The following is a 25,338-nucleotide window of genomic DNA, read 5'->3' on the forward strand; positions in this document are numbered from 1 at the left end:
CGTTAGTCACCATTCGGCTAAGGTGGGCTGGGAAACGGGCTGACTCCTCCGGAAAAACGGGCGAGCGAGACCCCGCAAGGAGCTTTAGCGAATGAGGAGGCTCGATCGTTCGTCCGGGGAAAGCAGCCCGTTTCCCAGCCCACCGCACTCCACTAAAGCAACGGAACCATACGCCCTTTATCTCGAATCCAAGTCTTCAAGATAAGGGGGCTTAAGTAGAATAAACAATACTGCTTTAAATAAAGCTAAGAACAGATCCAATATGTCGAAAAATCGTTATTCAGATATTTCTGACTTCTAATTTCAACATGTTTTGTCGATTGTATGAAATGAGGCATGTTTTGTAGTAAAATAAGAGGAAATAAGAAAGCTTCCTGTTAACAGAGGCTCATGAAGCCATTAATCGAAGCAATACACAGAACAATCTTGGAGGAAACAACATGGACGAAAACTTTAAATCAGGATTTATATCCATTATCGGTCGACCAAATGTAGGAAAGTCTACATTCATGAACAGAGTAATCGGGCAGAAGATTGCTATCATGAGTGATAAAGCTCAAACAACACGTAACAAAGTTCAAGGTGTTTATACAAGTGAAGATGCTCAGCTTGTATTTATAGATACACCAGGAATCCATAAACCCAAACATAAACTTGGAGATTTCATGGTCAACATGGCTGAACAAAGCCTAAATGAAGTTGACTTAGTCCTATTTATGATTAACGCAAAAGAAGGATTTGGACGAGGCGATGAATTTATTATTAACATGCTTCAAAAAGTCAATCAGCCAGTGTTTCTGATTGTAAACAAGATTGATGAAGTTCACCCAGATGAGCTTTTACCAATTATTGATGAATATAGGTCTAAATATAACTTTGCAGAAATTATTCCTATTTCAGCACTTGAAGGAAATAATGTGGATCATTTAATGAAAGTTATGGTCGATCAGATGCCAGAAGGACCACAGTATTATCCAGAAGATCATATTACCGATCACCCTGAACGATTTATCATCAGTGAATTAGTACGTGAAAAAGCATTGCACTTAACACGAGAAGAAATTCCTCACTCCATAGCTGTAAAGGTAGAGTCGGTTAAAGAGCAAGAGGATGAAGGTAAAGTGCTCGTACAGGCGACGATTATTGTGGAAAGATCAAGTCAAAAAGGCATTATAATTGGGAAACAAGGGAAAATGCTTAAAGAAATTGGTCAAAAGGCACGTAAGGATATTGAAAAATTATTAGGTACGAAGATTTATCTAGAACTCTGGGTAAAAGTACAGAAAGACTGGAGAAACAAAGATATGCAGCTTCAAGACTTTGGCTACAACGAAGATGAATATTAATGTTGGTAAATATTTTATAACATGAGCTCTAGCATTTCCGGTCAATCTAAGGTCAAGCAGGTTTTTTCAAACTGGATTCTGAAAAAGCAGAAAGGTGGGGTTTCTTGTGCTCGACTTAACATGGAAAGTGTTTAGGCAAACAGGAAACATTGAAACCTATTTATTGATGAAGGAAATTGAAACAACACATGACGGAGATTCATCATCGGAACAAGATGATGAGTTTGCAGAATTAGGCTCTCATTTTAACGAAAGTGCCAGGTGAACATGAGTGTTAGAGAAGGTTGAAGGGATAGTCATTCGGACAAATGACTATGGAGAAACCCATAAAATTGTCACGTTGTTTACACGCGAACGGGGAAAAATCGCTGTGATGGCAAGAGGAGCTAAGAAGCCAAAAAGCCGAATGGCTGCAATTTCGCAGCCATTTGTTTATGCTAGTTACCTTGTGCAAATGGGGTCAAGCATGGGCACGTTACATCAGGGGGAGGTTCTGCAATCTTTAAGAACCATTCGAGAAGATCTGATAAAAACGGCCTATGCATCCTACATTGCGGAATTAACAGACAAACTGATTGAACAAAATGAACCCGATCCATTTATGTATCAACAGCTCCTTCAAACATTTATTTGGATGAATGAAGATAAAGATCTTGATATTTTACTACTTATGTATGAACTAAAAATGTTTAAAAAAGGCGGGTTTGCACCACAGCTGAACCACTGTGTGAATTGTGGAAGAACAGAAGACACATTCTCTTTTTCTATTCGAGAAGGTGGCTTACTATGCTCAAGGTGTCGTCATTTAGACCAAGATGCTGTAATGCTTCAACAAAACCTTGTAAAACTGCTACGAATCTGCTTAGAAGTTGATGTAACAAGGGTAGGCAATATATCTGTGAAACAAGAAAATAAAGATCGTCTAAAGCAACTAACGGATCTCTATTACGAACAATATGGCGGATACTTCTTGAAGTCAAAAAGATTCTTAAAGCAAATGGATTGGCTTACCGATTCATAACAATTGACATGCATTAGGTTATTACGTAAACTTCTATTATAGTTTTAAAGCATAAAAAGACATTTTTGAGCTAGGGACTACTGGCTCAATATTGATAACATCCTACCATCTATTTGTGGTAGGATTTCTTATTTTCTTTTAAGTCATCAGATATTAGCCGGCAATTCTTTAATTGAATAAAAAAATAGGATATAATATTAGAAATAGTATGACACATATTGTAGGGGGTGAATGTATGGATTTAACATCACGCCAAGAACAGATTATAGAGATTGTTAAAGAGGATGGTCCTATCACGGGAGAAAATATAGCAGATCGTCTTGATTTAACACGTGCTACCCTTCGCCCAGACTTAGCTATTTTAACCATGGCGGGATATTTGGATGCCCGACCACGTGTGGGTTATTTTTATACAGGGAAAACAGGTTCGGAATTACTGACAGAGAAGTTGAAGAAAATTAAAGTACATGAATACCAATCCATCCCAGTTGTAGTTAATGAAAACGTTTCGGTATATGACGCTATATGCACAATGTTTTTAGAGGATGTAGGAACTCTTTTCGTAGTAAATGATCGTTCGTTATTATTCGGTGTTCTTTCTCGAAAGGATTTATTGCGAGCTAGTATCGGGAACCAAGATCTTCGAGAAATTCCTGTCCACATCATCATGACAAGAATGCCTAATGTTACAATTTGTCATAAGGATGATCTATTGTTAGAAGCTGGTCAAATTCTAATCGACAAACAAATTGATGCACTTCCTGTAGTGAGAGAAACAGAAGAAGGTTGGGAAGTGATCGGAAGGTTGACCAAAACCAATCTAACAAAAGCGCTTGTAGAGCTTGGGAGAGATGAACGATTATAAGCTAGGTTAAAGGAGGAGAACCAGTATGGAAAAGCCGATTGTTTATGTAGTCTCTGATTCAGTTGGAGAAACAGCAGAACTAGTGGCTAAAGCTTCAATCAGTCAATTTAATAATAGTCACTTTGAAATTCAACGTATTCCTTATATAGAAGATAAGCAAACGTTAAAGGATGCAGTATTACAAGCTAAAGAAAAAGGGGCCCTTATTGGTTTCACACTTGTGAAAAGAGATTTTAGACAATATTTATTAGAAGTAGCAAAAGAACATGATGTACCGGCGATTGATATTATTGGACCTATGATAGACGAAATGGAAAAATTATATAAAACAGAGCCGAAATTAGAGCCTGGTCTCGTTCATAAGTTAGATGAGGACTACTTTAAACGAGTTGAAGCTATAGAATTTGCGGTGAAATATGACGATGGTCGAGATCCACGTGGTATTTTAAAAGCAGATATTGTTTTAATTGGTGTTTCACGAACATCCAAAACGCCATTGTCTCAATACTTAGCACACAAGCGGTTAAAAGTTGCTAATGTACCTATTGTTCCTGAGGTGGATCCACCAGAAGAATTATTTACTGTAGACCCTGCAAAATGCATAGGGTTAGAAATTACCGCAGAAAAATTAAATGATATTAGAAAAGAGCGTCTTAAAGCACTTGGATTGGATGATCAGGCTACATATGCTAACATGAAACGGATTGAACAAGAATTAAGTCATTTTGAACAGGTCGTGGATCGAATCAATTGTAAAGTCATTGATGTATCGAACAAAGCGGTCGAAGAAACAGCAAACACAATCTTGCATTTAATTAAACAAAGATAAGAAGAGAACACAGGAGAATTCTTCTGTGTTCTCTTTCCGTTTTATGATAAGAAAAATGCTTGTTATTCTTCTAATTGTCACATTTTTTCAGAAAAAATCTATAGCTTTTCAAAGTTTATTGTATTATAATTATATTTTGTGAAAAAATGTTCCTAGGGATACGCATATGCTCCCAAGGGTAGTGGCGAAGGCGTTTTCTTCTTTTCCATCAGATCTGATACTTTTCAGAAAGTTTAAACTTATATGGGAAGGAAGGATTCTGACCTGGGATGTCGAATATATGACAATACAGAAGAACAAAATTCTACACCATTTGTCATTTGGCCAAGCTTTATTATTTAGTTAAAGTGTATGCTTTTAAAAAAAGCCCCAGAGTAGACACCCCTTTTATGAGGAGAGGGTTTACGAATGGATTTCGAGAGGAATTATCTATAAAAGGGGTGAAAGTAAGAAGGGACAAGGTTGAATGGTATAGAATATAGAAATCTTTTCACAATCAAGGCAAAAGTTCATTAGAATTGAAAAAACTTGTCGAAGGTTGAAGGGATTTAAGCGTCTTTCTAGAATACTCATTAAACATGGTGATAGACATGTCAAACCGCATTCCAGAGAATGTCGTAGAAGAAATACGTACATCAAATGATATTGTCGATGTCGTTGGAGAATATGTACAGTTAAAAAAGAAGAGTCGGAATTATTTCGGTCTTTGTCCATTCCATGGTGAGAAAACTCCTTCGTTTTCCGTTTCTCCAGATAAGCAAATTTTTCATTGCTTTGGATGCGGAAAGGGCGGGAATGTTCTCACTTTTGTTCGAGAAATAGAAGGTGTATCATTTCAAGAGGCTGTTCAAATGCTTGCTGAAAAGAGTGGGCAACAAATTCCTCAAGCAACAAATGAGGATGGGGATGAAGCTAGTGGTCAAAATCAAGAGATTCAAAATCTCTATGAAGCTCATGAGTGGTTAACTAAATTGTACCATCATTTACTTAGACATACAAAAGAAGGTAAAGATGGTTATGAATATCTACAAGAGCGAGAGCTGACCCAGGAAACGATTGATACATTTCAATTAGGATATGCTCCAAATTCCAAGGACTTTACCTTAAAGTTTCTGCAGAACAAAGGATTCCACCCTCAAACGATGGTACGAGGCGGATTGTTATCTTATAACGAAGATAATGGAGAGTATGGCGATCGGTTTAGAGGTCGTATTATCTTCCCAATCCGAAACCATCAAGGAAAAACAGTTGGGTTTGCCGGGCGGAGTGTTCACGGCAATGACCCTAAATATTTAAATAGCCCTGAAACAGAGCTTTTTCACAAAGGTAAATTGCTCTTTAACTTCGATTTAGCTCGATCAGAGATTAGAAAACAAGGCGAAGTTGTTCTATTTGAGGGGCAAATGGATGTTATATCGGCTTATCAAGCTGGATTTAAGAATGGCATTGCAACACTTGGCACAGCAATAACTGATGCACAGGCAAAACTTATTCGAAGATATGTCGAAAAAGTTATTATCTGTTATGACTCAGACAATGCTGGGATAGAAGCGTCTTATAAGGCTGCCAATTTACTTCATAACGCCGGTTGTGATGTTCGTGTCGCTAACATACCAGATGGAAAAGACCCCGATGAGTATATTCACACACAGGGTAGTGAAGCATTTCGAAATCATGTTTTAGATTCAAGTGCTACTTATATGGGCTTTATCATAAAGTATTTGAGGCGCGGGTTTAACCTACAACATGAAGGAGATCGTATTCGCTATATCGAAAAGGTATTAGATGAAATAGCGAAAATCGATAAACCGGTTGAACGTGACTACTATTTACGAGATTTGGCATCAGAACATGATCTTTCTTTAGAGGTTTTAGAAAAGGAAATCACAGATCGCAGAAAAAAGCAAGGCCGGGAGAAGGATAATAATGCTTCGACTAGCTATACTAATTATAAAGTGGAAAAGAAGCAAGAAGCGAAATTATTGCCGGCTTATCATAATGCAGAAAGGCATCTGATTTATTATATGATGCAGGATGCTGCGATTGCAGAAAAAGTTCAAGATACAATCGGTGGTGCGTTTAATTTAAATGAACATCAGGTCGTAGTAACGTATTTATATGCTTACTATGAAGAGGGGTACTCCCCAAACCCTGGTCAGTTTATTGAGCAACTACCTGATCCAAATATGAAGAGTCTAGTGACTGAAATTGCAATGATGAAGCTACAACCCGATATAAGTGATCAAGAAATTCAAGATTACATCCGAGTAATTTCCGCCAAGAAAAATGAAAAAGATAATATTACTTCACTACAAAAGCAACAAAAAGAAGCTGAACGGCAAAATGATCCAGTCAAAGCGGCTCAAATCGCGATGGAGATCTTGAAGCTCAAGCAAAGCTTGAAATCAAATTAATGCTGTATTGAAGGAAGTTTGGAAGGAGGGGGACTCATGGCAGAGAAGCCATCAAGTCAAAAATCAACTGAGAATGAGCTAACCCTAGAACAGGCAAAGGAACAGGTGCTTGAATTAGGGAAAAAGCGTGGAATATTAGCTTATGAAGAAGTGGCTGAGCGTTTATCCAATTTTGAATTGGATTCAGAGACGATGGATGAGTTCTATGAGTACTTAAATGAACAAGGTGTAGAAGTAATTGGAGATTCTGAAGAAGATCCAAGTATTCAACAACTAAACAAAGAAGAGGAATTCGATCTAAATGATTTAAGTGTACCACCAGGGGTTAAGATTAACGACCCTGTACGGATGTACCTTAAAGAAATTGGTCGTGTAGATCTTCTGTCAGCTGAAGAAGAGATTAATCTTGCGCAACGTATTGAAAATGGTGATGAAGAAGCGAAGCGTCGTTTAGCTGAAGCAAACTTACGTCTAGTAGTAAGTATTGCAAAACGTTATGTAGGACGTGGCATGCTTTTCCTTGACTTAATTCAAGAAGGAAACATGGGATTAATTAAAGCTGTTGAAAAGTTTGATTATCGTAAAGGGTATAAGTTTAGTACGTATGCTACATGGTGGATCCGTCAGGCAATCACCCGTGCTATTGCTGACCAAGCAAGAACAATTCGTATCCCTGTACACATGGTTGAAACAATCAATAAATTAATTCGAGTTCAACGTCAACTTCTTCAAGATCTTGGTCGTGAACCAATTCCTGAAGAGATTGCTGAAGATATGGACCTTACACCAGATAAAGTTCGTGAAATCTTGAAAATTGCTCAAGAACCCGTTTCACTAGAAACACCGATTGGTGAAGAAGATGACTCTCATTTAGGTGATTTCATCGAAGACCAAGAAGCTACGTCCCCTTCAGATCATGCAGCTTATGAGTTGTTAAAAGAACAGTTAGAGGACGTTCTAGACACATTAACAGACCGTGAAGAAAATGTTCTACGTCTTCGCTTTGGACTAGATGATGGTCGTACACGGACACTTGAAGAAGTTGGAAAAGTATTTGGTGTTACACGTGAACGTATCCGCCAAATTGAAGCAAAAGCTCTTCGTAAATTACGTCACCCTAGTCGCAGCAAACGTCTAAAAGACTTCTTAGAATAGAAATGAAATGCTCAGTCATTTAGTGTTGATGGCACTTTATGGCTGTGCATTTTACTATTTTATTTACTGGGACATGACAAAGTCCATTATTAGGAATAAAGCGTAATATCCAGTATGAATGCGCTTAATTATACTTGCTCATAAGCAAGACTTGATCAAATTCCTACGGAGTGAAACCAATGGCGCATGAACGGAAAACAATTATTATTGATGAAATTAAGTACTGGAAAGAACATCAATTATTACCTAAGGAATACTGTGATTTTCTATTAGCTTTATATACTGAAGGAAACGATGATTCTGAAGGTGAATCAAAACAAAAACACTTCCCCTTTAAAGATATCGGGAGCTTTATCTATGTTTTATTACTGTTGTCTCTGTTACCTTTATCGTTTCTTGTCATCCATTTTACTGAATTATCCATGCCAATGCAAACTGGCTTAATATTATTTTTTATAGGTTTTTCATTACTGAATATTTGGTTTTTCTATAGGAAAAACTCAATACAAGTACATGTGGCAATCATTGTTTTTTTATTAATCCTATTTTTATATACTTCATATCTCGCAAGTGGATGGGCAACTCAATCGTGGTTAAATCACGCAGTCATCTTATTAAATTGTATGTTATGGATAGGATTTGGTATTAAACAAAAGCTTACATACTTAATTGCATCAGGATTCATAGGCATTATTATTTGGTGTCTTTATATCTTTTTTTAAGATTCATACGCTTTCCCCTTTTCTATCGTAGCGTTTTCAAGTAAAATATATATAGTTTGTCCTAATTGTAGACAAAAAGGGGATTACATAAGGAGGAAAATTAGCATGAAGAGAAACCCAGTTATGCCATATGCTCTAATCGCAGTACTCGGCCTAACCCTTATGATTGTGATTTCTTTTGTTGGTTTAAACCAGATGGATCAAGTTAAAGGTGATCATGGTGGCGAGAAGAAAGAGGAAGAAGCAGCTACTACGGACCCGGAAAAAATTTATAGTCAAAACTGTGCTAGTTGTCATGGTTCTGATTTATCAGGTCAAGTAGGTCCAAGCCTAAAAACAATTGGTTCAAAATATTCTAAAGAAGAAATTCAAGGTATTATCGAAGACGGAAAAGGTTCTGCAATGCCTGCATTTAAAGGTAAGTTGAAGTCAGAACAAATTAAAAGCTTAACGAATTGGCTTTCTGAAAAGAAATAATTAAGAGATTGAAGAGCCTTCTGATCCTTTCAGAAGGCTTTTCTTTTTAGAGAGTGAAAAACATAATGTTTGAAAGAATAAAGAAGTGGTGATAACAATTGAAACAAATACAACTTTCTAAAAGATTGAAAAAAGTTGCGTCATACTTACCGGAATCAGCATTGTTTGCTGATATTGGCTCTGATCATGCGTATCTACCATGTCATGTGTGTATTCATGATTCATCTGCACGTGCTATTGCTGGTGAAGTAAACGAAGGGCCGTTTCAAGCTGCTGTCAATCAAGTTACAGAACAAGGATTACAAGGACGCATTGAAGTTCGAAAAGGAGACGGATTAAGTGTCATTGAGCAAGGTGAAGTCGAACAAGTCACTATTGCTGGTATGGGCGGAAAGTTGATTCGTCATATACTTGAGGACGGTAAGGATAAGCTTTCGAAAACAGACCGTATCATTACGCAACCCAATATTGATGCTAGAGTATTAAGGCAATGGTTTATCCAGCATAACTATGTTCTCATTCATGAAGATATTCTAGAAGAAGATGGTCATATCTATGAGATACTCGTAGCGGATAGAGGGGATCCATTAGCTCCCTACACAGATGAAAGAGAAAAGGAACTGTTCTTTGGACCGTTTCTCTTAAAGGAGAAAGATTCGGCCTTCATTAAAAAATGGAAGCATGAGCGTGATAAATTAGTGAAGATAACGGAACAAATGAGGCTGGCAACCCAACCTGATGAGAACAAGATAAGGCAATTTCAAAATCAGATTAAATGGATTGAGGAGGTCTTAAATGATGAGTAACATTGCAACAGGACAGCAAATCATTAATTGGTTTGAACAATTAGCACCAAAGCATTTAGCAATGGACAAAGATCCAATCGGGATTCAAGTAGGAACTCTTAACAAAAAAGTAAATAAAGTTATGGTCACATTAGATGTGTTAGAGAATGTTGTAGATGAAGCTATTAAGAATGACGTCGACCTAATCATAGCACACCATCCATTACTTTATGTGCCTTTAAAACAGGTGAATCCTGACCATGAGAAAGGACGAATCGTTCAGAAACTCTTGAAGCATGATATTACGGTATATGCTGCTCATACAAATCTTGATGTCACTAAAGGTGGCGTAAATGAAGCATTGTGTGAAGCTCTTGGGGTGGAACCAAAAGATATTTTAGTGGAAACGGGAAGTGAGAAGCTATATAAATTAGCTGTCTATGTCCCTGAAACGCATCAGGATCAACTGAGATTAGCCTTGGGTGATGCTGGAGCAGGTCACATAGGGGATTATAGTCACTGTATCTTCCAAACACCTGGGACTGGATCTTTTAAACCATTAGATGGTACAAACCCTTATATCGGCACACAAGGTGAAATCGAGAAAGTCGAAGAAGTTAAAATGGAAACGATTGTTCCTCAATCACTCTTAACTAGTGTGTTGAAAGTTATGGAAGAGGAACACCCTTATGAAGAAGTCGCTTACGATCTATTTCCACTTGAAAACAAAGGTGAAAAACAAGGGGCAGGTCGAATCGCTAAACTAGATGAACCTAAGACATTGCGCGAATTAGCAGAGCATGTGAAACAGTCATTAGAAGTTCCAACATTAAGAGTAGTTGGAGATCTTGATAAAAAGGTAGAAACAATTGCTGTATTAGGTGGTGATGGAAACAAGTTTATCTCCCAAGCAAAACGTAAGGGAGCGGATGTTTTCATTACTGGTGATTTGTATTTCCACGTCGCTCACGATGCATTAGGTATGGGGCTTAATGTTATCGACCCTGGACACCATGTTGAGAAGGTGATGAAGAAGAAAGTTAAAGACTACCTTCAAGCCGAATTTGAGAAGCAAGGTGTAGATACAGAGCTCATGGTATCTCAAGTAAATACAGAGCCTTTTCAATTTATTTAAAGATTAAGGTAGAACATCTCATGGTGTTCTGCCTTTTTAATATATAAAAAAGGTGCTTCAGAAATCAGCCATTCCAAAGCACCTTGAAAATAATATTAAGCTTTTTTGGTTTTAACCTTAGGCAAGATCTTACGTTGTTCAACCTTAGAAGTGCGATCCCATGTTTCAGGATCATTTACATCATATTTCTCGATAAACTTAATGACTTCTTTAACAAGGGGCGTTGGAGTCGAAGCGCCAGCTGTAATCGCTACTTTTTCAACTCCTTCAAGCCATTCATATTCAATCTCACTTACATCAGAGATACGATAAGCTTTTGTTCCAGCTTTTTCTTCAGATACTTGTTGTAGGCGACATGAGTTATTACTTCTAGGGTCTCCGACAACAAGAGTTAGATCTGCTTCTCCAGCTTGTTCAGCAACCGCTTCCTGTCTGACTTGAGTTGCCATACAGATTTCTTGGTGCATTTCAGTTTGTGGAAACTTATTTTGGACAGCTACCATGACATCATAAACATCCCACTGACTCATTGTGGTTTGGTTTGTTACCATCACTTTATCGCTTGTGACATTCAAGTCTTTAACATCATCTTCGTTCTGAATAAGATGTACGTGGTCAGGTGCAACTCCTACAGCTCCCTCTGGCTCAGGGTGCCCTTTTTTGCCGATATAAACAATTTCATAACCTTTTGCAACTTGTTCGCGTATTAAATCATGGGTGTTTGTCACATCTGGGCATGTTGCGTCTAAGACGGTTAGACCTTTTTCTTCAGCACGCTTCTTCACTTCTGGTGATACGCCATGAGCGGTGAATATGACGGTTCCCTCATGAATATCTTCCAGTAGCTCTAAGCGGTTTTTCCCATCTAATGTTACAACACCTTCTTCTTCAAATGCTTCGGTTACATGCTGATTATGGACAATCATCCCTAAAATATATAAAGGACGAGGTAAATTTGGGTCCTTAGAGGCGTTTCGAGCGATGACCATCGCATCCACGACTCCGTAGCAGTATCCTCTAGGAGCAATTTTAATTACTTCCATGTTCGGTTCCCCCTCTAACTCCTCGAGTTCATCTCTCATACAAAGTTTCTTATTATATTATAAAGGGAAAATCCTTATATTACAAAGAGAGTCCACTAATAATAAAAGGAAAGATGGATTATTTGTCAAGACTCTACTATAATAGAAAAGCAAGAGTAGAACGTAAAGGAGTACTAAAATGACAGATCAAAAATTCAACTCATTTGGATTACAACCAATGATGAATGATATTATTTCAAAATTAAATTTCCAGGAGCCTACACCTATCCAGCAAAAGGTGATTCCTTCAGTATTGCGCAATGATAGCATCATCGGTCAATCACACACGGGTTCTGGTAAAACTCATGCATACCTAATCCCATTGCTTAATCAGATCGATGCTTCTAAAAAAGAAGTTCAGGTAGTTATCACAGCACCAACAAGAGAGCTTGCAACACAAATATATAATGAAGTTCGTAAAATGATTCAATTAGGTGAGAAAGAACAAGACTGGCGCGCTAAGTTGCTTGTTGGTGGTACGGATAAGCAAAAGACTATGGAAAAGTTAAAGGAGCAGCCACAAATTGTTGTTGGTACACCAGGTCGCATCCTTGATCTAATCAAAGAAGGCGCACTTGATTCTTACACAGCTAAATCCATGGTTATTGATGAAACCGATCTTATGTTAGATTTAGGCTTTATTGAAGATGTGGACCAGATTCTTGTGCGTATGGATCGAGAAGTTCAAATCTTAGTCTTCTCAGCAACGATTCCTGAGCGTCTTAAACCATTCTTGAATAAGTATCTTGAGAATCCGGCTCACATTCATGCTGAAGAAAAGAAGCCTTCACCTGAAAATATGGAGCATAGGTTAATCCCTCTTCGCCACCGTGACAAAGCGGATATGATTATTAAAGTATCTGAACTAATTCAGCCCTATCTGGCGATCATTTTCGCTAACAAAAAAGAGCGAGCTGATGAATTAGCAGCTGAGCTAACTCAAAAAGGGTTAGAAGTTGGTCTCATTCATGGAGGATTATCTCCACGCGAACGTAAGCGTGTTTTAAAAGATATTCAAAATCTCCGTTATCAATACATTGTAGCAACGGATCTAGCAGCTCGTGGTATTGATATTCAGGGAGTAAGTCATGTAATTAACGCTGATTTACCTAAAGAAGAGGAGTTCTATATTCACCGCGTTGGGCGAACAGCTCGAGCTGGGTTAGAAGGTACAGCAATTAACCTTTATACGGATGAAGACGAAAAATTAATCGCTAAGCTTGAAAAATCCGGTATCCAATTTGATCGTTATGATATTAAAAAAGGCGAGTGGGAGCTCATTAAGGATTGGAATGAGCGTTCTTCCCGTAAAAAGCAAGAAAACGAAACAGATCGTGAAGCCTGGAAGAAAGTACGTAAGCCTAAAAAAGTGAAGCCAGGATATAAAAAGAAGATGAAGCGCCAGCAAGAAGCGATTAAAAAGAAAATGAACCCTAATCCGAAGAACAATCGAAGAAAATAAAACTTAGGAAGACTAATCAGTTACTGGTTAGTCTTTTTTATTGAAAAAAATTATGTAAATTTCATGTTTGATATTGTGGAAAATCAGGTAAATATGTCTAAAGAGTACTCAGAATAAAAAACCCCTGATAAAAATACCAGGGGCTGTTCATAGGAGATTAACTGTTTAACAGTTCTGATCTCCAATCAGTGAAGGTTTGAGATCGTAAGCTTTCGATTTCATATTGATAAGGAGGCTTTTTGTTTTTCTTATCTTCACCTACATATGGCGTTTCTAAAATCTTTGGAATATCGGCGAGTTTTGGATGATGCACGATGTAGTTGAGTGCGTCAAATCCAATATAACCATATCCAATGTTCTCATGTCGGTCTTTACCTGCACCGCGTTCATTTTTACTGTCATTAATATGAAGCACCTTCAGACGATCTAGACCAATGATTCGGTCAAACTCGTCCAAAACACCGTCAAAGTCATTGACGATGTCGTAGCCTGCATCATGGGTGTGACAAGTATCAAAACATACGGAAAGCTTGTCGCTATCCTCCACACCTTCAATGATGGTGGCAATTTCTTCAAAACTACGTCCAAGTTCACTACCTTTACCAGCCATGGTTTCTAGAGCAATTTGGCATTTGGTATCTGGTTTGTTAGCGAATACTTCATTAAGACCTTTAATGATTTGTTGAAGGCCGACTTCTTGACCTTGGCTAACGTGGGAACCTGGGTGAAGTACAATTTGATTTGCTTTGTTTAAAGCTTCCACTCGTTCAATTTCATTTGTTAGGAAATCAACACCTAGCTCATAAACGTGAGGTTTTACAGTGTTTCCGATATTAATGATATAAGCAGAGTGGACAACGATCTCTTCAATGTTTTGCTCTTCCATATGTGCGAGGCCAGCATCGATGTTTAAGTCTTCGATTGCTTTACGTCTTGTGTTTTGTGGAGCACCTGTATAAATCATGAATGTATTAGCGCCATAAGAAGCGGCTTCTTCGCTCGCACCTTTTAGCATGTTTTTCCCACTCATAGATACGTGGGAACCTAGTTTTAACATAGTGACAACTCCCTTATCTGTATAATCAAACAAGCGATTACATAAGTAATGATGCTGTTCATACTATAAAGAAATTAGGGGAATTGGTCAACTAATCGGTACGAGAAGAAAGATTAAAAGCGTAACGAGTGACAAGCTTAGAACCAGTGAGACAAGCCGTTTTCTTTTATGATTCCATGAAAAATTTTATTAACCTTTTGTGCTGTTTGAGGGTCAGTAATTTGAGCCAATTTTTTTAGGGCTTTCATACGGTCTTGCTCATCTAATGGATTTAAATCTGTTTCCTTTAAAAACGCTATGATCTGTTCACCTTGTTTGGGGGTAATGGACACATTGTACGTGTTGGCATAGGAAATCAATTCATCAACGGTTAGAGTTTTCAATTTCTGTTTAACAACTTGTTTAATCATGTTTTTCATAATATCCCTCTTTCCGTAGTCTGTCTTTTTTATCCTATGAGTTAAATGAATGAAATGTGCCCATTAAATTTGGAGGATTATGGGTATTGAGTGTTTTCATTGCAATCCATCCAATCTTTCGTTAGTATAGTTGAGGTTCATGTGACTTTTGTCTGATATAGATATTCATTTTGAAAAGGAGGGGAATCATGGCACGAATGAAGCCTTATGCAAATATGTTCCTTGTCTTTGTTTACATTACATTATGCTTTATGCTGATGCTTTACTTTTATAAAGAAAGAACCGTAGCATTGGAAAGTAAAAACAAACAATTAGCGAACCAGAATCAACAATTAAAATCAGAGAATGATTACTTAATGTCTAGTCCTGAAGATTCTCAAAAGAAAAAGAACGGATACTATGTGTGGCCAGAACTTGATAAAATGGCGCAAAAGATGGTATCAGAAAGTGAAGGTAGGTTTAAAAAGTCATGGGCCTTATACTTAGTTAAAGAATCGAAACGGTATGATATTGATCCATACTTAGTGTACGAGCTATTGAAAGTTGAAACAGGAAATACATTTAATCCAAATTTAGTGGGTCCTCCAACGAAATATGGACGAGCTTATGGGATGTCCCAGTTCATGAAAAATACGGCTCCTTGGATTGCGGAAATGGGTGGTTTGCCTTATGAAGAAGAATTGCTTTTTGACCCTTATTACTCCATGCAATTATCCTTTATTTATTTAGATTATTTACATCATGAGTATGGCAATTGGGATGAGGCATTAACAGCATATCACCGTGGTATGGGCGGTTTAGAACAGTATAAGAAAGAACATGGACATGCAAAAAGCTGGTACGCTGAAAAAATTCAACGAAAAGCAAAATCACATGATGCAGTTGCAGCTGCACAATAAAAAGAATGAATAAAAAAAGCTCCTTTTAGGAGCTTTTTTTAACATCACTTTCCACGTAAATGCTTGAGGGATCTCCATAAACTAAGGTTGCACCTCTAAAAGAAAGTGAGGGACAAATGATGGATGAATCCAAGAAGAAGCATGAAGAACATGTGGACGAAACCCCTCATATTGATGATGAGGAAGCAAAAGAAATAAAAAACGTTGAAGATCATGAACTGAATGATCTTGAGGAAAGAGATACACTGGCAGATAGCCCAAGTTTATTACCTGGTACGGATGATGTTGAGTTTGCTCAAGAAGCGGCAATTGATAACAAAACAGTACGTGAACCGGTAAAATCAGGTGAAAAAGAAACAGACATGGATAATGATGTCCATGCGGGCATGGGGTGGTTAGCTGTTGTGCTATCCATCGTATCCTTCTTTATTATGCCTGTCATTCTTGGAGCCGCAGGTGTCATTGTAGGATTTATGGCGAAGCGTAGAGGTGCAGATACGCTAGGGAATACAGCGATCATCGCAGGTGCCATTTCCATTTTGCTCACCTTATTCTTTGCTCCATTTTAGATCATAATAAAGAGCAGCCTATTCGTTTAGGCTGCTCTTTTCTATTTAACCCTCTTTTTGAGCTAAATACTCTTCTGCAATACGGTCAACTTCAACTTTAAGTTCTTCAACCATCGTTTCTTCTGGAACTTTTCGAATGATTTCACCATGGCGGAATAATAATCCTTCACCACGTGCTCCGGCAATACCGATATCAGCTTCACGCGCTTCACCTGGTCCGTTAACAGCACAGCCAAGTACAGCCACTTTAATCGGTGCTTTAATGGTCTGAATATATTCTTCAACCTCATTTGCGATAGAAATTAAATCAATTTCAATACGACCGCAAGTTGGGCAAGAAATTAAGGTAGCAGCATTATCTGATAGTCCGAATGTTTTGAGTAACTCACGGCCTACTTTTACTTCTTCCACTGGGTCCGCACTTAGTGAAATGCGTAGCGTACTGCCAATTCCTTTACTTAGGATAGCTCCTAAACCTGCTGAACTTTTTACCGTTCCAGCAAATTGTGTACCAGACTCCGTAATACCTAAGTGCAATGGATAAGAAATATGCTCAGCAGCTTTTTCGTACGCTTCAATAGCTAATCGCACGTCAGAAGCTTTTAGAGATACAATAATGTCATGGAAATCTAACTCTTCAAGAATTTGAATGTGATGAAGAGCACTTTCAACCATTCCATCAGCAGTAGGATATCCATATTTCTCCAAAATACGTTTTTCTAAAGAACCAGCGTTAACTCCGATGCGGATCGGTACGCCTTTTTCTTTTGCTGCATTTACAACAGCTTCCACTTTACGACGTTTACCAATGTTACCTGGGTTAATACGGATCTTATCCGCACCACCTTCAATAGCTTTCAACGCTAAACGGTAGTCGAAGTGGATATCAACGACAAGTGGGATGTTGATTTGTTTTTTTATTTCAGAGATTGCATCAGCTGCGCGTTCATCCGGGCATGCTACTCGGACAACTTGGCAACCTGCTTCTTCTAGTCGGTGTATTTCTTTAACTGTTGCTTCTACATCATGTGTTTTCGTTGTTGTCATGGATTGAATGACGACTTTGTCACTGCCACCAATTTGAAGATTCCCGACTTGTACGGGACGTGTATTTTCACGTGTTGTTATAGACATATAATCGCTCCTTTAACAATTGCGATAAAACCAATTTTAAAAACATACCATGACCATTATAAGGGTATTAGAGAAAAATATGAAGTAACACACCTTCATTTTTACAGACGATTTGCAGTTTGTCTATAGATAGGGAAGGTATAAATCTGGTTTGTCTTGATGTGATGCGGTTCTATATCAGGGTTTAAGTCTTCAAAGTCCTTGATCATTTGCTTAATTGTGACAGGTGGGCCGTCCGTATTTAATTTTTCAATTATGGAAAGAACCGTTTCACCAGCTGTAACCTTATGCTGGACGGTTTGATAGCGTTTGGTTCCGTGCTTCTTAGTTTCAGTTGTGGGTTCTTTTTCTGGCGCGTCCTGAACTTGTGTTTGTTGGGTCTGCTGATGAGCAGAACTCTTAGGGAATGTCCCGGTTGTCAAATCCTTACCTATACTCACGACAAAGAGTACACAACAGAAAAAAATCAATAATTTTTTCCCTACTTCAATCATTAGAAAGATCCCTCCAAGCTTCTGCGTTATAATACTATTTCTACAAATGAGTTAAAATTCTTTCTTTTTTTGAAACAAAATTTAAATTGAATACGTATATAAGTTATTAAGACAAAAGAGGTGGACGGTATGATTGCAATTGAAGCAGCTTGGTTAGCATTGCTCATAACCGGTTTCGGTACGATGTTTTTATTCGGCGAATTATTAGTGAATATGAGAGGGATCTTTGGGGTTATTGGGTTAGCTTTTATAACGCTCTACTTTATGTCCTATTTAAGTGTCACGATGTTTTTCGTTATGCTCGTCATTTATTTAGTAAGTCTTACCCTTATTATAATCGATGGAAAGGTTATTAATGATGGATCATTAGCCACTCTCGGTGGAGTGATGATGTTATTCACAGTGGGGATCAGCGCTCCGGATTGGGTAACAGGACTTTATGGTGTGAGTGGTGTGTTACTAGGGACATTTGGTTCTTTACTGTTTTTAAAAGTTTTTCCGAAAAGACAAATGTGGTCCAAGATTGCGCTAGTCGATCAATTAAGTTCTGAACAAGGTTATAATTCAATGAATGAATCCTATCGTTATTTAGAAGGGAAACAAGGGGAGACAATGACAGATTTACGACCGGTTGGAACTATTAAAATTGAAGAGCAAGAGTTTAGCGCTGTATCAAATGGTCACTGGATTCAAAAAGGCGAAAAAATTGAAGTTGTTAGTGTGGATGGGACGAAAATCCTGGTGAAAAAGGTCGAAGTTTAATACATCTTCACGAATAATTTACACTCCGTTAATAATAAATCTTCATAATTAGGAAGTGAAGTAATTATTTGTTAATGGGGTGTATCTTGATGAAACGATTTCAGCTTTTTCAGAAGAGTAAGCGTGCTTTGAGAAAAGTGACATCATTACAACTTTTTAAAAAGAGAGAGAAAACAGTGAGTAAAAAGAAAAGAAATCGTACCCTTTCTTTCCAAGCTCGCTTATCTATTATTGTATGTATATTATTCCTTTTATCAATTTCTTGTCTTGGTTATTTATCATATTCAAAAGCAAAGGAAAATCAAATCGAACTAGTGCAAAATCGCTTGGAACGGGAAGTCTTTGTCATGAAGGATATGGCAAGAAGTATGATGTATGCCTATGTTGGCGATAAGGAAACGTTTAATAAACAAATCGCTCAAGTTGTCGAATCACAGCGAGCCGAGCTAATGCAAGATGGGTTTTCATCAAGGATGTATTTATTAAGAGATGCTGAAGTACAATCTTTCCCAGAAAAAGAAACTTTAGAAGTTGGATTTAATGAAGATACCATTAACAAAATCCAAACTGAAGAAGATGGTACATATATGGCGGATTATAAAGGTGAGAAAAGATTATTTGCCTATGGATCTATTCAAGATTTTAAAGGGATATATATTATTAGCATTCCAGCTCATGAATTTATGAGTTCAGTAAATCAATTTGCTAAATATACAATTACGGTAGCTGCGGTAAGTCTGTTACTTGTTTTTGTGATCGTGTACATATTAATTCGTAACATGTTTAACCCACTTGTACAGCTTCAAAGAATAATGAGAAGAGCGCGTGATGGAGAGTTTGATGATGCTTCTAGTATTAAAACATCTATCCCAGAGATCCAATCTCTATCGGAGAGTTATCAAGAATTAATTGATCAAATCTCATATATGCTAACTAATATTAAAGTAGCTGTTAATCAACTTTCTGGTACAAGTGATGAGTTAGCGGTTTCATCTGATAAGCTGGGTGATTCGCAAACAGATATGAAACAAGAGCTAGAAAATGTGATTCAAGGAACTCAGAAAACAGAAGGTACATTTAAAGAACAAATGAGTGTATTTGAGGAACTTACATATTTTCTAGATCGTCTGTTAAGCTCTTTCAATGAAATGTACAACAAACAACATCTCATGAATGACTCGATTGAAGAAGGGAATCGTAGTGTTTCTTCTATTATGAATGCTTTAGAAACGTACCATCAAGGTTTCAAGGATATGACAGGGAAAATTCAAGACCTAGAAGAAAATACGGTGAATATTGATCAAGCAGGTAAGATGATTCAAAGTTTAGCGGAAAGAACAAAGCTTCTTGCTTTAAATGCAACGATTGAAGCGGCTAGAGCTGGAGAAGATGGGAAAGGATTTGCTGTAGTAGCTAGTGAAGTCCGCAAACTAGCTGAAAATTCTCGCGAAGCAGCTCTGGAGATTGATGAAAAGATGAAACATACATTAGGGATAAGTGAATACCTCAGTGGAGAATTTCATAATATGTACCAACAATTAACAGAACACCTCCAAAGTGCTCAGTCTTCTATCTCTTCTTTTGACCTATTGTCAGAACATATACGTCAGTTTAATGAACACTTAAATGATTCTAAGGGTGAAGTGAATAAAGCGAGTGAGATGATTCCAAAAATGGAACAAGCTTTTCAAGAGTTTTATCAAGTATCCAATCAAACGCTCGTTTCAGCTCAGCAACTATTTGAAGCAGCAGAGATGCAAGAAATGCAAATGAACGAGACAGACGAAGTGAGAAATCAGCTCGTTGCATTATCCCAAGAGCTAGCAACTTTAACAACAAAATAAAGAAAATGGAAAAGGAGCCCCTAAATGGACTCCTTTTTTATTTAGTGTTTCTTTTCTTAGGTTTTGGGATATAGCGAATTATAAGATATAAATAACCAATAGCAAGTACCCAATAAAGCAACCAAGCAAAAGGTGGTTGCCATGAGAATGCTTCTAAGATTGCAAATAATAGAGTAGGGGTCGTCACAGCATAAGCCGAAAGTGTCCAAGTGTGTTTATATTGGAGCGGTTTTTTCATAATCTCCTTTATGAAAAGCCCTACAGTTGCTAAAAATGAAACACCAATAAACTTTAATGCGGTTGTAAACAGGTATAGTAATGGAATCCATAAAGCTAGTGGGAATTGGTTTTCGCCCACTACATTAACTTGCTGTGGTGAGTTAAGGAACTGTATGATGTTAAATAACATCGTTATAGCCATTACAAAAAATAGATATCCAATAGGTTTACCAATTTTTTGAATGCGAAACGTTGAAACCCTTTTTAAATGGTAAAAACTATATATAAATTGTTTTCCAATATTCATAAGCTGCCACCTTTGTTGAGTTGATGTATAGTTTAATGATATAGGAGATAAATAAAAAAAGGCAATATATTCATTAGAAAACATAGAAATGTTAAGCTAATGTAAATTTAACGTTAAATAAAGAAAAACATCTTTACAAAACCTTAAGGATTCATTAATAATAGTGAAGGGTTTTGCGATTCCTAGATAAAAAACACGAAAAAGCAAAACTTTTGTAAGTTTTTCTAGATAAATGTAGAAAAAGAAAAATCTTGGATGAGGGGAGCATTATCTATGGAAGGCGTTAATGTTCAGGAAATGATATTTCAATTTATCGGTGGTTTGGGTATCTTCCTATTTGGTTTGAAATTCATGGGAGACGGACTGCAAAAATCAGCAGGTGATCGTTTACGTGATATTTTAGACAAATTTACTACAAATCCGTTTATGGGTGTACTAGCTGGTGCACTTGTAACGATGCTAATCCAAAGTAGCTCGGGTACGACGGTATTAACAGTAGGGCTTGTAAATGCAGGCTTTATGACGTTAAGACAGGCGATCGGAGTTATAATGGGAGCAAACATTGGTACGACAGTAACAGCATTTATTATTGGTATTGAATTAAAAGAATATGGTCTACCAATATTAGCTGTAGGTGCATTGCTCTTATTCTTCTTTAAGAGTAAAAAGATTACTTATCTCGGACAAACTCTATTTGGATTTGGTGCACTTTTCTATGGCTTGAAGCTTATGAGTAACGGGATGAAACCTTTACGTGGTTTAGAAACATTCCAAGACTTAACCTTAAGTATGAGTGAACAGCCAATTCTAGGTGTAGTTATAGGTACATTGTTCACAGTTATTGTACAGAGCTCTTCAGCAACAATTGGTGTATTGCAAGGGTTATTTGAACAAGGTGCAATTAGCCTGGATGCTGCATTACCAGTATTGTTCGGAGATAACATTGGTACAACGATTACAGCTGTATTAGCAGCTATTGGTGCAAGTGTTGCAGCTAAGCGTGCAGCATTTACTCACGTAATCTTTAACGTAGTGGGTACAACGTTATTCCTGATTCTTTTACAGTTGTACACGCCATTTATAGAATATTTAAAGGATGCATTAGGTCTGAATGAAGAAATGACGATTGCATTCGCACATGGTTTATTTAACTTTACAAACATGCTCATACAATTCCCGTTTATTGGATTGTTAGCATTAATTGTAACGAAATTAATCCCTGGTGATGATACAGCTGTGGATCAGAAGCCACAGCACCTTGACCCAATCTTTATTGAGCAATCTCCATCACTAGCACTAGACCAAGCTAAAGAAGAAGTTATGCGTATGGGTGAGTTTGCTTATAAAGGCCTTGAAGAAACTAGCCAGTATTTAAATAACCATCAACGTAAACATGCAGATATGGCTCTTCAATATGAAGAAGCTCTAAATAATTTAGATCGAAAAATTACGGATTATCTAGTGAATCTCTCAGGATCTTCATTAACTGAATTAGAAAGCTCAAAGCATTCAGCTTTAATTGATTCGGTTCGTGATATTGAACGTATCGGAGACCACTTTGAAAATATTATTGAACTTGTGGATTATAAAATCTCTAATAAGGTTCATTTAACTGAACAAGCTCAAGATGACTTGAACGACATGTTAAATCTAACCCTTATTACTGTAAAACAAGCTATGAAGTCTCTTGAAACAATGGACCGTGAAGAGGCGTTAGCTGTTGTACAAAAAGAAAATCAAATTGATCAGTACGAACGTTCTTATCGTAAGAAGCACATTATTCGTATGAACAATGGCGTATGTACCGGCCCAGCTGGTATCGTGTTTGTTGATATCATCTCTAACCTAGAACGAATTGGAGATCACGCAGTAAACATTGCTGAGGAAGTACTTGGGAAAGAACAGTAAGAAGATTTGATAATAAGTAGTTCGGTTTTGGAGTACAAAACGTAATTTGTACCCTTAACTGAACTACTTTTTTTGTGTTTATTATGAGAGCTTGCGAACGAGGAAGCTGAAAATAAACAAGGAAGATCGACTAAACCCGCCAAATCGTGTGGCAACGTCGACCTACCCCACGTCGTGTGGGGCAGCAGGAGTATTGCCGTTTCACCGATCCCCTTACTCTCATAAAAGCAACGGACCTCCACCACACTTTATCTCGATTCCAAGTCTTCAACAAACGGGGACTAATGTGGAGTAAGTCTTAAACAATGCTCGAATCGAGTGAATTTTTAAGATAAGAACTCATTTAATACTTTACTGTTATATCAGAACAAAAAAACCTAAAGATTTTATTAAGAAAATCCTTGAACGAGAGTCTATGACGTGCTATATTATTCGTGTTGCTTCTTTTGAGGCTTTCAGAGGTATCAAAAGAAATAACCAAAACAAAAAAGTTATTGACGATATAGTAGTTACATGTTATATTATATCTTGTCGCTAACGAAGTGGTGATGTTGTTTTAGTGGATTTTTAATAATTATTCCAACGTAGCTCAGTGGTAGAGGATCCGTAAACATCATTGAAGAGACATCAATGTAGGATCTGCGAGGAGCAGCCCATCATCTAGCAGAGTAAGCATGGGTCGTGACGAGCATAAAAGGAATAACAACTTGAGTAGTCATCTGACTCTCAACAAACATTGGTCTTCATTTTATATTATTCCAACGTAGCTCAGTGGTAGAGCTATCGGCTGTTAACCGATCGGTCGCAGGTTCGAATCCTGCCGTTGGAGCCATGGCGGCGTAGCTCAGCTGGCGAGAGCGTACGGTTCATACCCGTGAGGTCGGGGGTTCGATCCCCTCCGCCGCCACCATTACATAATCATATCATGATGGATCCTTAACTAATATGGCGATTGTGGCGAAGTGGTTAACGCACCGGATTGTGGCTCCGGCATTCGAGGGTTCGATTCCCTTCAATCGCCCCATATAATAGGACCCTTAGCTCAGCTGGTTAGAGCTATCGGCTCATAACCGATCGGTCGCAGGTTCAAGTCCTGCAGGGTCCACCATCATATCTCGGAGGAGTACCCAAGTCTGGCTGAAGGGAGCGGTCTTGAAAACCGCCAGGAGGTTTACGCCTCGCGGGGGTTCGAATCCCTCCTCCTCCGCCATATATCTTACTTACTGAGAACAAGTCAGATGTTCTCTTTTTTATTGGCTCGGTAGCTCAGTCGGTAGAGGATCCGTAAACATCGTTGTTAAAACTTCAATGTAGGATCTGCGAGGAGCAGCCCATCACCTAGTAGAATAAGCATGGGTCGTGACGAGCACAGCAAGGAAGATCATCACTGAATAGGCATCTCAATACCGCATAAAAGTAGCGGAAACTTAACGAAAATGGCTCGGTAGCTCAGTCGGTAGAGCAACGGACTGAAAATCCGTGTGTCGGCGGTTCGATTCCGTCCCGAGCCACCATTAATATCGTCTCCTTTCTATTATTTAAATATAAGCAAGCGCATCGAGCGCTTGCTTTTTTTATGCTCTCAATACCTGGAGGTAACCCCACCTCCAGAAGGAGTTTACAATAACTGAAAAAAGATAGTTTGAAATAAAACAATTTGGGATATTATATAAAGCGGAGCGTTTTTTAGAATTCTTTAACTCTTGAGAATGCATATGATTTGCATGGCTTAAAAGGGTTTGGTAATCTAAAATTGTTGGCATAAAGCCACTACATACTATTTAAAGGAGGAGATTCAAGATGGCTAAATTTGAACTACCTGAATTACCTTATGCTTATGATGCACTTGAACCACACATTGACAAAGAAACTATGAATATTCACCACACAAAGCACCATGCTGGCTATGTGAACAAGCTTAATGCTGCACTAGAGGGGCATGCTGACCTACAAGATAAATCACTTGATCAACTTCTTGGTAACCTTGATGCAGTACCAGAAGATATCCGTACTGCAGTTCGTCGTAACGGTGGTGGACACTCTAACCACTCTCTATTCTGGACAATCATGTCCCCAAATGGTGGCGGCGAGCCAACAGGCGAGCTTGCTGACAAAATCAACGAAAAGTTTGGCAGCTTCGAAAACTTCAAAGAGAAGTTTGCTGACACAGCAAAAGGCCGTTTCGGTTCTGGTTGGGCTTGGTTAGTTGTAAACAATGGTGAACTTGAATTAATGGACACACTAAATCAAGATGCTCCAGTAATGGAAGGTAAAACACCTATCCTTGGACTTGACGTTTGGGAGCACGCTTACTACCTTAACTACCAAAACCGTCGTCCTGACTACATTGCTGCATTCTGGAATGTAGTAAACTGGGATGAGGTTGCAAAGCGCTACGTAGCAGCTAAATAAGTATGAATAATAGAAAAAGAC

24 protein-coding genes and 6 tRNA genes are annotated in these 25,338 nt (G+C 37.9%); 24 read left to right on the forward strand and 6 right to left on the reverse strand.

Annotated features, from left to right (window positions below; genetic code table 11):
• Positions 1-440: 440 nt before the first annotated feature.
• The 11 genes from era (at position 441) to H514_RS0117125 (ending at position 10,749) form a co-directional block, all read left to right on the forward strand.
• Positions 441-1,346 carry a GTPase Era gene (era, locus tag H514_RS0117070; protein ID WP_027448047.1) on the forward strand — a complete coding sequence of 302 codons (906 nt, stop codon included), beginning with the start codon at positions 441-443 and terminating at the stop codon, positions 1,344-1,346.
• Positions 1,347-1,452: 106 nt separating this feature from the next.
• Positions 1,453-1,611 carry a YqzL family protein gene (locus tag H514_RS24435; protein WP_081673073.1) on the forward strand — a complete coding sequence of 53 codons (159 nt, stop codon included), beginning with the start codon at positions 1,453-1,455 and terminating at the stop codon, positions 1,609-1,611.
• A gap of 6 nt (positions 1,612-1,617) precedes the next feature.
• Positions 1,618-2,367 carry a DNA repair protein RecO gene (recO, locus tag H514_RS0117080; protein WP_027448048.1) on the forward strand — a complete coding sequence of 250 codons (750 nt, stop codon included), beginning with the start codon at positions 1,618-1,620 and terminating at the stop codon, positions 2,365-2,367.
• A 235-nt stretch (positions 2,368-2,602) separates the two neighbouring features.
• Positions 2,603-3,232 (forward strand): helix-turn-helix transcriptional regulator, encoded by a 630-nt coding sequence (locus tag H514_RS0117085; protein WP_027448049.1) that lies wholly within the window; start codon positions 2,603-2,605, stop codon positions 3,230-3,232.
• Positions 3,233-3,257: 25 nt separating this feature from the next.
• Positions 3,258-4,061: a pyruvate, water dikinase regulatory protein gene (locus tag H514_RS0117090; RefSeq protein ID WP_027448050.1), complete on the forward strand. Its 804-nt coding sequence runs from the start codon at positions 3,258-3,260 to the stop codon at positions 4,059-4,061.
• 590 nt (positions 4,062-4,651) lie between these two features.
• Positions 4,652-6,475: a DNA primase gene (dnaG, locus tag H514_RS0117100; RefSeq protein ID WP_027448052.1), complete on the forward strand. Its 1,824-nt coding sequence runs from the start codon at positions 4,652-4,654 to the stop codon at positions 6,473-6,475.
• A gap of 36 nt (positions 6,476-6,511) precedes the next feature.
• A complete protein-coding gene (rpoD, locus tag H514_RS0117105) occupies positions 6,512-7,630 on the forward strand; it encodes an RNA polymerase sigma factor RpoD (protein ID WP_027448053.1) in 1,119 nt (372 codons plus the stop codon).
• A 179-nt stretch (positions 7,631-7,809) separates the two neighbouring features.
• Positions 7,810-8,352, forward strand: coding sequence for a hypothetical protein (locus H514_RS0117110; RefSeq protein WP_027448054.1), 543 nt, complete (start codon positions 7,810-7,812; stop codon positions 8,350-8,352).
• 105 nt (positions 8,353-8,457) lie between these two features.
• Entirely contained in the window at positions 8,458-8,829 is a 372-nt protein-coding gene (cccA, locus tag H514_RS0117115) for a cytochrome c550 (protein WP_027448055.1), read from the forward strand.
• Between the two features lie 98 nt (positions 8,830-8,927).
• Positions 8,928-9,635, forward strand: coding sequence for a tRNA (adenine(22)-N(1))-methyltransferase (locus H514_RS0117120; protein WP_027448056.1), 708 nt, complete (start codon positions 8,928-8,930; stop codon positions 9,633-9,635).
• A complete protein-coding gene (locus H514_RS0117125; RefSeq protein WP_027448057.1) occupies positions 9,628-10,749 on the forward strand; it encodes a Nif3-like dinuclear metal center hexameric protein in 1,122 nt (373 codons plus the stop codon). The genes H514_RS0117120 and H514_RS0117125 overlap by 8 nt, the downstream gene beginning before the upstream one ends.
• Positions 10,750-10,844: 95 nt before the next feature.
• Here the strand turns inward: H514_RS0117125 and H514_RS0117130 are convergent, their stop codons facing one another.
• Positions 10,845-11,792: a 4-hydroxy-3-methylbut-2-enyl diphosphate reductase gene (locus tag H514_RS0117130; protein WP_027448058.1), complete on the reverse strand. Its 948-nt coding sequence runs from the start codon at positions 11,790-11,792 to the stop codon at positions 10,845-10,847.
• A gap of 178 nt (positions 11,793-11,970) precedes the next feature.
• Here H514_RS0117130 and H514_RS0117135 point away from each other — a divergent pair, with 178 nt between their 5' ends.
• Entirely contained in the window at positions 11,971-13,293 is a 1,323-nt protein-coding gene (locus tag H514_RS0117135) for a DEAD/DEAH box helicase (protein ID WP_027448059.1), read from the forward strand.
• Positions 13,294-13,450: 157 nt separating this feature from the next.
• On the opposite strand, the gene H514_RS0117140 is transcribed toward H514_RS0117135, so the two are convergent.
• Positions 13,451-14,350 carry a deoxyribonuclease IV gene (locus tag H514_RS0117140; protein WP_027448060.1) on the reverse strand — a complete coding sequence of 300 codons (900 nt, stop codon included), beginning with the start codon at positions 14,348-14,350 and terminating at the stop codon, positions 13,451-13,453.
• A 137-nt stretch (positions 14,351-14,487) separates the two neighbouring features.
• Positions 14,488-14,769 (reverse strand): DUF2624 domain-containing protein, encoded by a 282-nt coding sequence (locus tag H514_RS0117145; RefSeq protein ID WP_027448061.1) that lies wholly within the window; start codon positions 14,767-14,769, stop codon positions 14,488-14,490.
• 188 nt (positions 14,770-14,957) lie between these two features.
• Between H514_RS0117145 and H514_RS0117150 the strand changes: the two genes are divergently transcribed.
• Both H514_RS0117150 and H514_RS0117155 read left to right on the forward strand, forming a co-directional pair.
• Positions 14,958-15,668, forward strand: coding sequence for a lytic transglycosylase domain-containing protein (locus tag H514_RS0117150; protein WP_231566614.1), 711 nt, complete (start codon positions 14,958-14,960; stop codon positions 15,666-15,668).
• Positions 15,669-15,787: 119 nt separating this feature from the next.
• Positions 15,788-16,237: a DUF4190 domain-containing protein gene (locus H514_RS0117155; RefSeq protein ID WP_231566615.1), complete on the forward strand. Its 450-nt coding sequence runs from the start codon at positions 15,788-15,790 to the stop codon at positions 16,235-16,237.
• A gap of 45 nt (positions 16,238-16,282) precedes the next feature.
• Here the strand turns inward: H514_RS0117155 and ispG are convergent, their stop codons facing one another.
• Positions 16,283-17,371 carry a flavodoxin-dependent (E)-4-hydroxy-3-methylbut-2-enyl-diphosphate synthase gene (gene ispG, locus H514_RS0117160; protein WP_027448064.1) on the reverse strand — a complete coding sequence of 363 codons (1,089 nt, stop codon included), beginning with the start codon at positions 17,369-17,371 and terminating at the stop codon, positions 16,283-16,285.
• A 101-nt stretch (positions 17,372-17,472) separates the two neighbouring features.
• Positions 17,473-17,865 carry a hypothetical protein gene (locus tag H514_RS24070; RefSeq protein ID WP_051255196.1) on the reverse strand — a complete coding sequence of 131 codons (393 nt, stop codon included), beginning with the start codon at positions 17,863-17,865 and terminating at the stop codon, positions 17,473-17,475.
• 129 nt (positions 17,866-17,994) lie between these two features.
• Between H514_RS24070 and H514_RS0117170 the strand changes: the two genes are divergently transcribed.
• Positions 17,995-18,627: an NfeD family protein gene (locus H514_RS0117170; RefSeq protein WP_027448065.1), complete on the forward strand. Its 633-nt coding sequence runs from the start codon at positions 17,995-17,997 to the stop codon at positions 18,625-18,627.
• A gap of 89 nt (positions 18,628-18,716) precedes the next feature.
• Positions 18,717-20,471 carry a methyl-accepting chemotaxis protein gene (locus tag H514_RS0117175; RefSeq protein ID WP_027448066.1) on the forward strand — a complete coding sequence of 585 codons (1,755 nt, stop codon included), beginning with the start codon at positions 18,717-18,719 and terminating at the stop codon, positions 20,469-20,471.
• 37 nt (positions 20,472-20,508) lie between these two features.
• Here H514_RS0117175 and H514_RS23395 read toward each other — a convergent pair whose 3' ends face one another.
• The gene (locus tag H514_RS23395; protein ID WP_027448067.1) at positions 20,509-20,997 is read right to left on the reverse strand and encodes a DUF1189 family protein; all 489 of its coding nucleotides are present in this window, start codon (positions 20,995-20,997) and stop codon (positions 20,509-20,511) included.
• Positions 20,998-21,270: 273 nt separating this feature from the next.
• Between H514_RS23395 and H514_RS0117185 the strand changes: the two genes are divergently transcribed.
• From H514_RS0117185 to H514_RS0117220, 8 genes are all read left to right on the forward strand, one after another.
• Complete coding sequence (locus H514_RS0117185) at positions 21,271-22,905, forward strand: Na/Pi cotransporter family protein (RefSeq protein WP_027448068.1); 1,635 nt, start codon at positions 21,271-21,273, stop codon at positions 22,903-22,905.
• Between the two features lie 757 nt (positions 22,906-23,662).
• Positions 23,663-23,737, forward strand: a tRNA-Asn gene (locus H514_RS0117190).
• A 1-nt stretch (position 23,738) separates the two neighbouring features.
• Positions 23,739-23,815: transfer RNA gene (locus tag H514_RS0117195), tRNA-Met, on the forward strand.
• A 38-nt stretch (positions 23,816-23,853) separates the two neighbouring features.
• Positions 23,854-23,929, forward strand: a tRNA-His gene (locus tag H514_RS0117200).
• A 7-nt stretch (positions 23,930-23,936) separates the two neighbouring features.
• Positions 23,937-24,013 (forward strand) — tRNA-Ile (locus H514_RS0117205).
• A 9-nt stretch (positions 24,014-24,022) separates the two neighbouring features.
• Positions 24,023-24,115 (forward strand) — tRNA-Ser (locus tag H514_RS0117210).
• A gap of 228 nt (positions 24,116-24,343) precedes the next feature.
• Positions 24,344-24,419 (forward strand) — tRNA-Phe (locus H514_RS0117215).
• A gap of 286 nt (positions 24,420-24,705) precedes the next feature.
• On the forward strand, positions 24,706-25,317 hold the full coding sequence (locus H514_RS0117220; RefSeq protein ID WP_027448069.1) for a superoxide dismutase: 612 nt from the start codon (positions 24,706-24,708) through the stop codon (positions 25,315-25,317).
• Positions 25,318-25,338: the final 21 nt, after the last annotated feature.

Source organism: Pontibacillus marinus BH030004 = DSM 16465, from assembly GCF_000425225.1.
GTDB classification, from domain to species: Bacteria; Bacillota; Bacilli; order Bacillales; family BH030062; genus Pontibacillus; species Pontibacillus marinus.

Bases quoted from the DNA above. Each gene is read 5' to 3' on its own strand.
- cccA (WP_027448055.1), top strand. From the start codon at position 8,458: ATGAAGAGAAACCCAGTTATGCCATATGCTCTAATCGCAGTACTCGGC.
- H514_RS0117175 (WP_027448066.1), top strand. From the start codon at position 18,717: ATGAAACGATTTCAGCTTTTTCAGAAGAGTAAGCGTGCTTTGAGAAAA.
- H514_RS24070 (WP_051255196.1), bottom strand. From the start codon at position 17,865: ATGATTGAAGTAGGGAAAAAATTATTGATTTTTTTCTGTTGTGTACTC.
- rpoD (WP_027448053.1), top strand. From the start codon at position 6,512: ATGGCAGAGAAGCCATCAAGTCAAAAATCAACTGAGAATGAGCTAACC.
- H514_RS0117125 (WP_027448057.1), top strand. From the start codon at position 9,628: ATGAGTAACATTGCAACAGGACAGCAAATCATTAATTGGTTTGAACAA.
- H514_RS0117185 (WP_027448068.1), top strand. From the start codon at position 21,271: ATGGAAGGCGTTAATGTTCAGGAAATGATATTTCAATTTATCGGTGGT.
- H514_RS0117140 (WP_027448060.1), bottom strand. From the start codon at position 14,350: ATGTTAAAACTAGGTTCCCACGTATCTATGAGTGGGAAAAACATGCTA.
- H514_RS0117170 (WP_027448065.1), top strand. From the start codon at position 17,995: ATGATTGCAATTGAAGCAGCTTGGTTAGCATTGCTCATAACCGGTTTC.
- H514_RS0117110 (WP_027448054.1), top strand. From the start codon at position 7,810: ATGGCGCATGAACGGAAAACAATTATTATTGATGAAATTAAGTACTGG.
- H514_RS0117130 (WP_027448058.1), bottom strand. From the start codon at position 11,792: ATGGAAGTAATTAAAATTGCTCCTAGAGGATACTGCTACGGAGTCGTG.
- H514_RS0117150 (WP_231566614.1), top strand. From the start codon at position 14,958: ATGGCACGAATGAAGCCTTATGCAAATATGTTCCTTGTCTTTGTTTAC.
- H514_RS0117155 (WP_231566615.1), top strand. From the start codon at position 15,788: ATGGATGAATCCAAGAAGAAGCATGAAGAACATGTGGACGAAACCCCT.
- H514_RS23395 (WP_027448067.1), bottom strand. From the start codon at position 20,997: ATGAATATTGGAAAACAATTTATATATAGTTTTTACCATTTAAAAAGG.
- H514_RS0117085 (WP_027448049.1), top strand. From the start codon at position 2,603: ATGGATTTAACATCACGCCAAGAACAGATTATAGAGATTGTTAAAGAG.
- era (WP_027448047.1), top strand. From the start codon at position 441: ATGGACGAAAACTTTAAATCAGGATTTATATCCATTATCGGTCGACCA.
- ispG (WP_027448064.1), bottom strand. From the start codon at position 17,371: ATGTCTATAACAACACGTGAAAATACACGTCCCGTACAAGTCGGGAAT.
- H514_RS0117090 (WP_027448050.1), top strand. From the start codon at position 3,258: ATGGAAAAGCCGATTGTTTATGTAGTCTCTGATTCAGTTGGAGAAACA.
- H514_RS0117135 (WP_027448059.1), top strand. From the start codon at position 11,971: ATGACAGATCAAAAATTCAACTCATTTGGATTACAACCAATGATGAAT.
- H514_RS0117145 (WP_027448061.1), bottom strand. From the start codon at position 14,769: ATGAAAAACATGATTAAACAAGTTGTTAAACAGAAATTGAAAACTCTA.
- dnaG (WP_027448052.1), top strand. From the start codon at position 4,652: ATGTCAAACCGCATTCCAGAGAATGTCGTAGAAGAAATACGTACATCA.
- H514_RS0117220 (WP_027448069.1), top strand. From the start codon at position 24,706: ATGGCTAAATTTGAACTACCTGAATTACCTTATGCTTATGATGCACTT.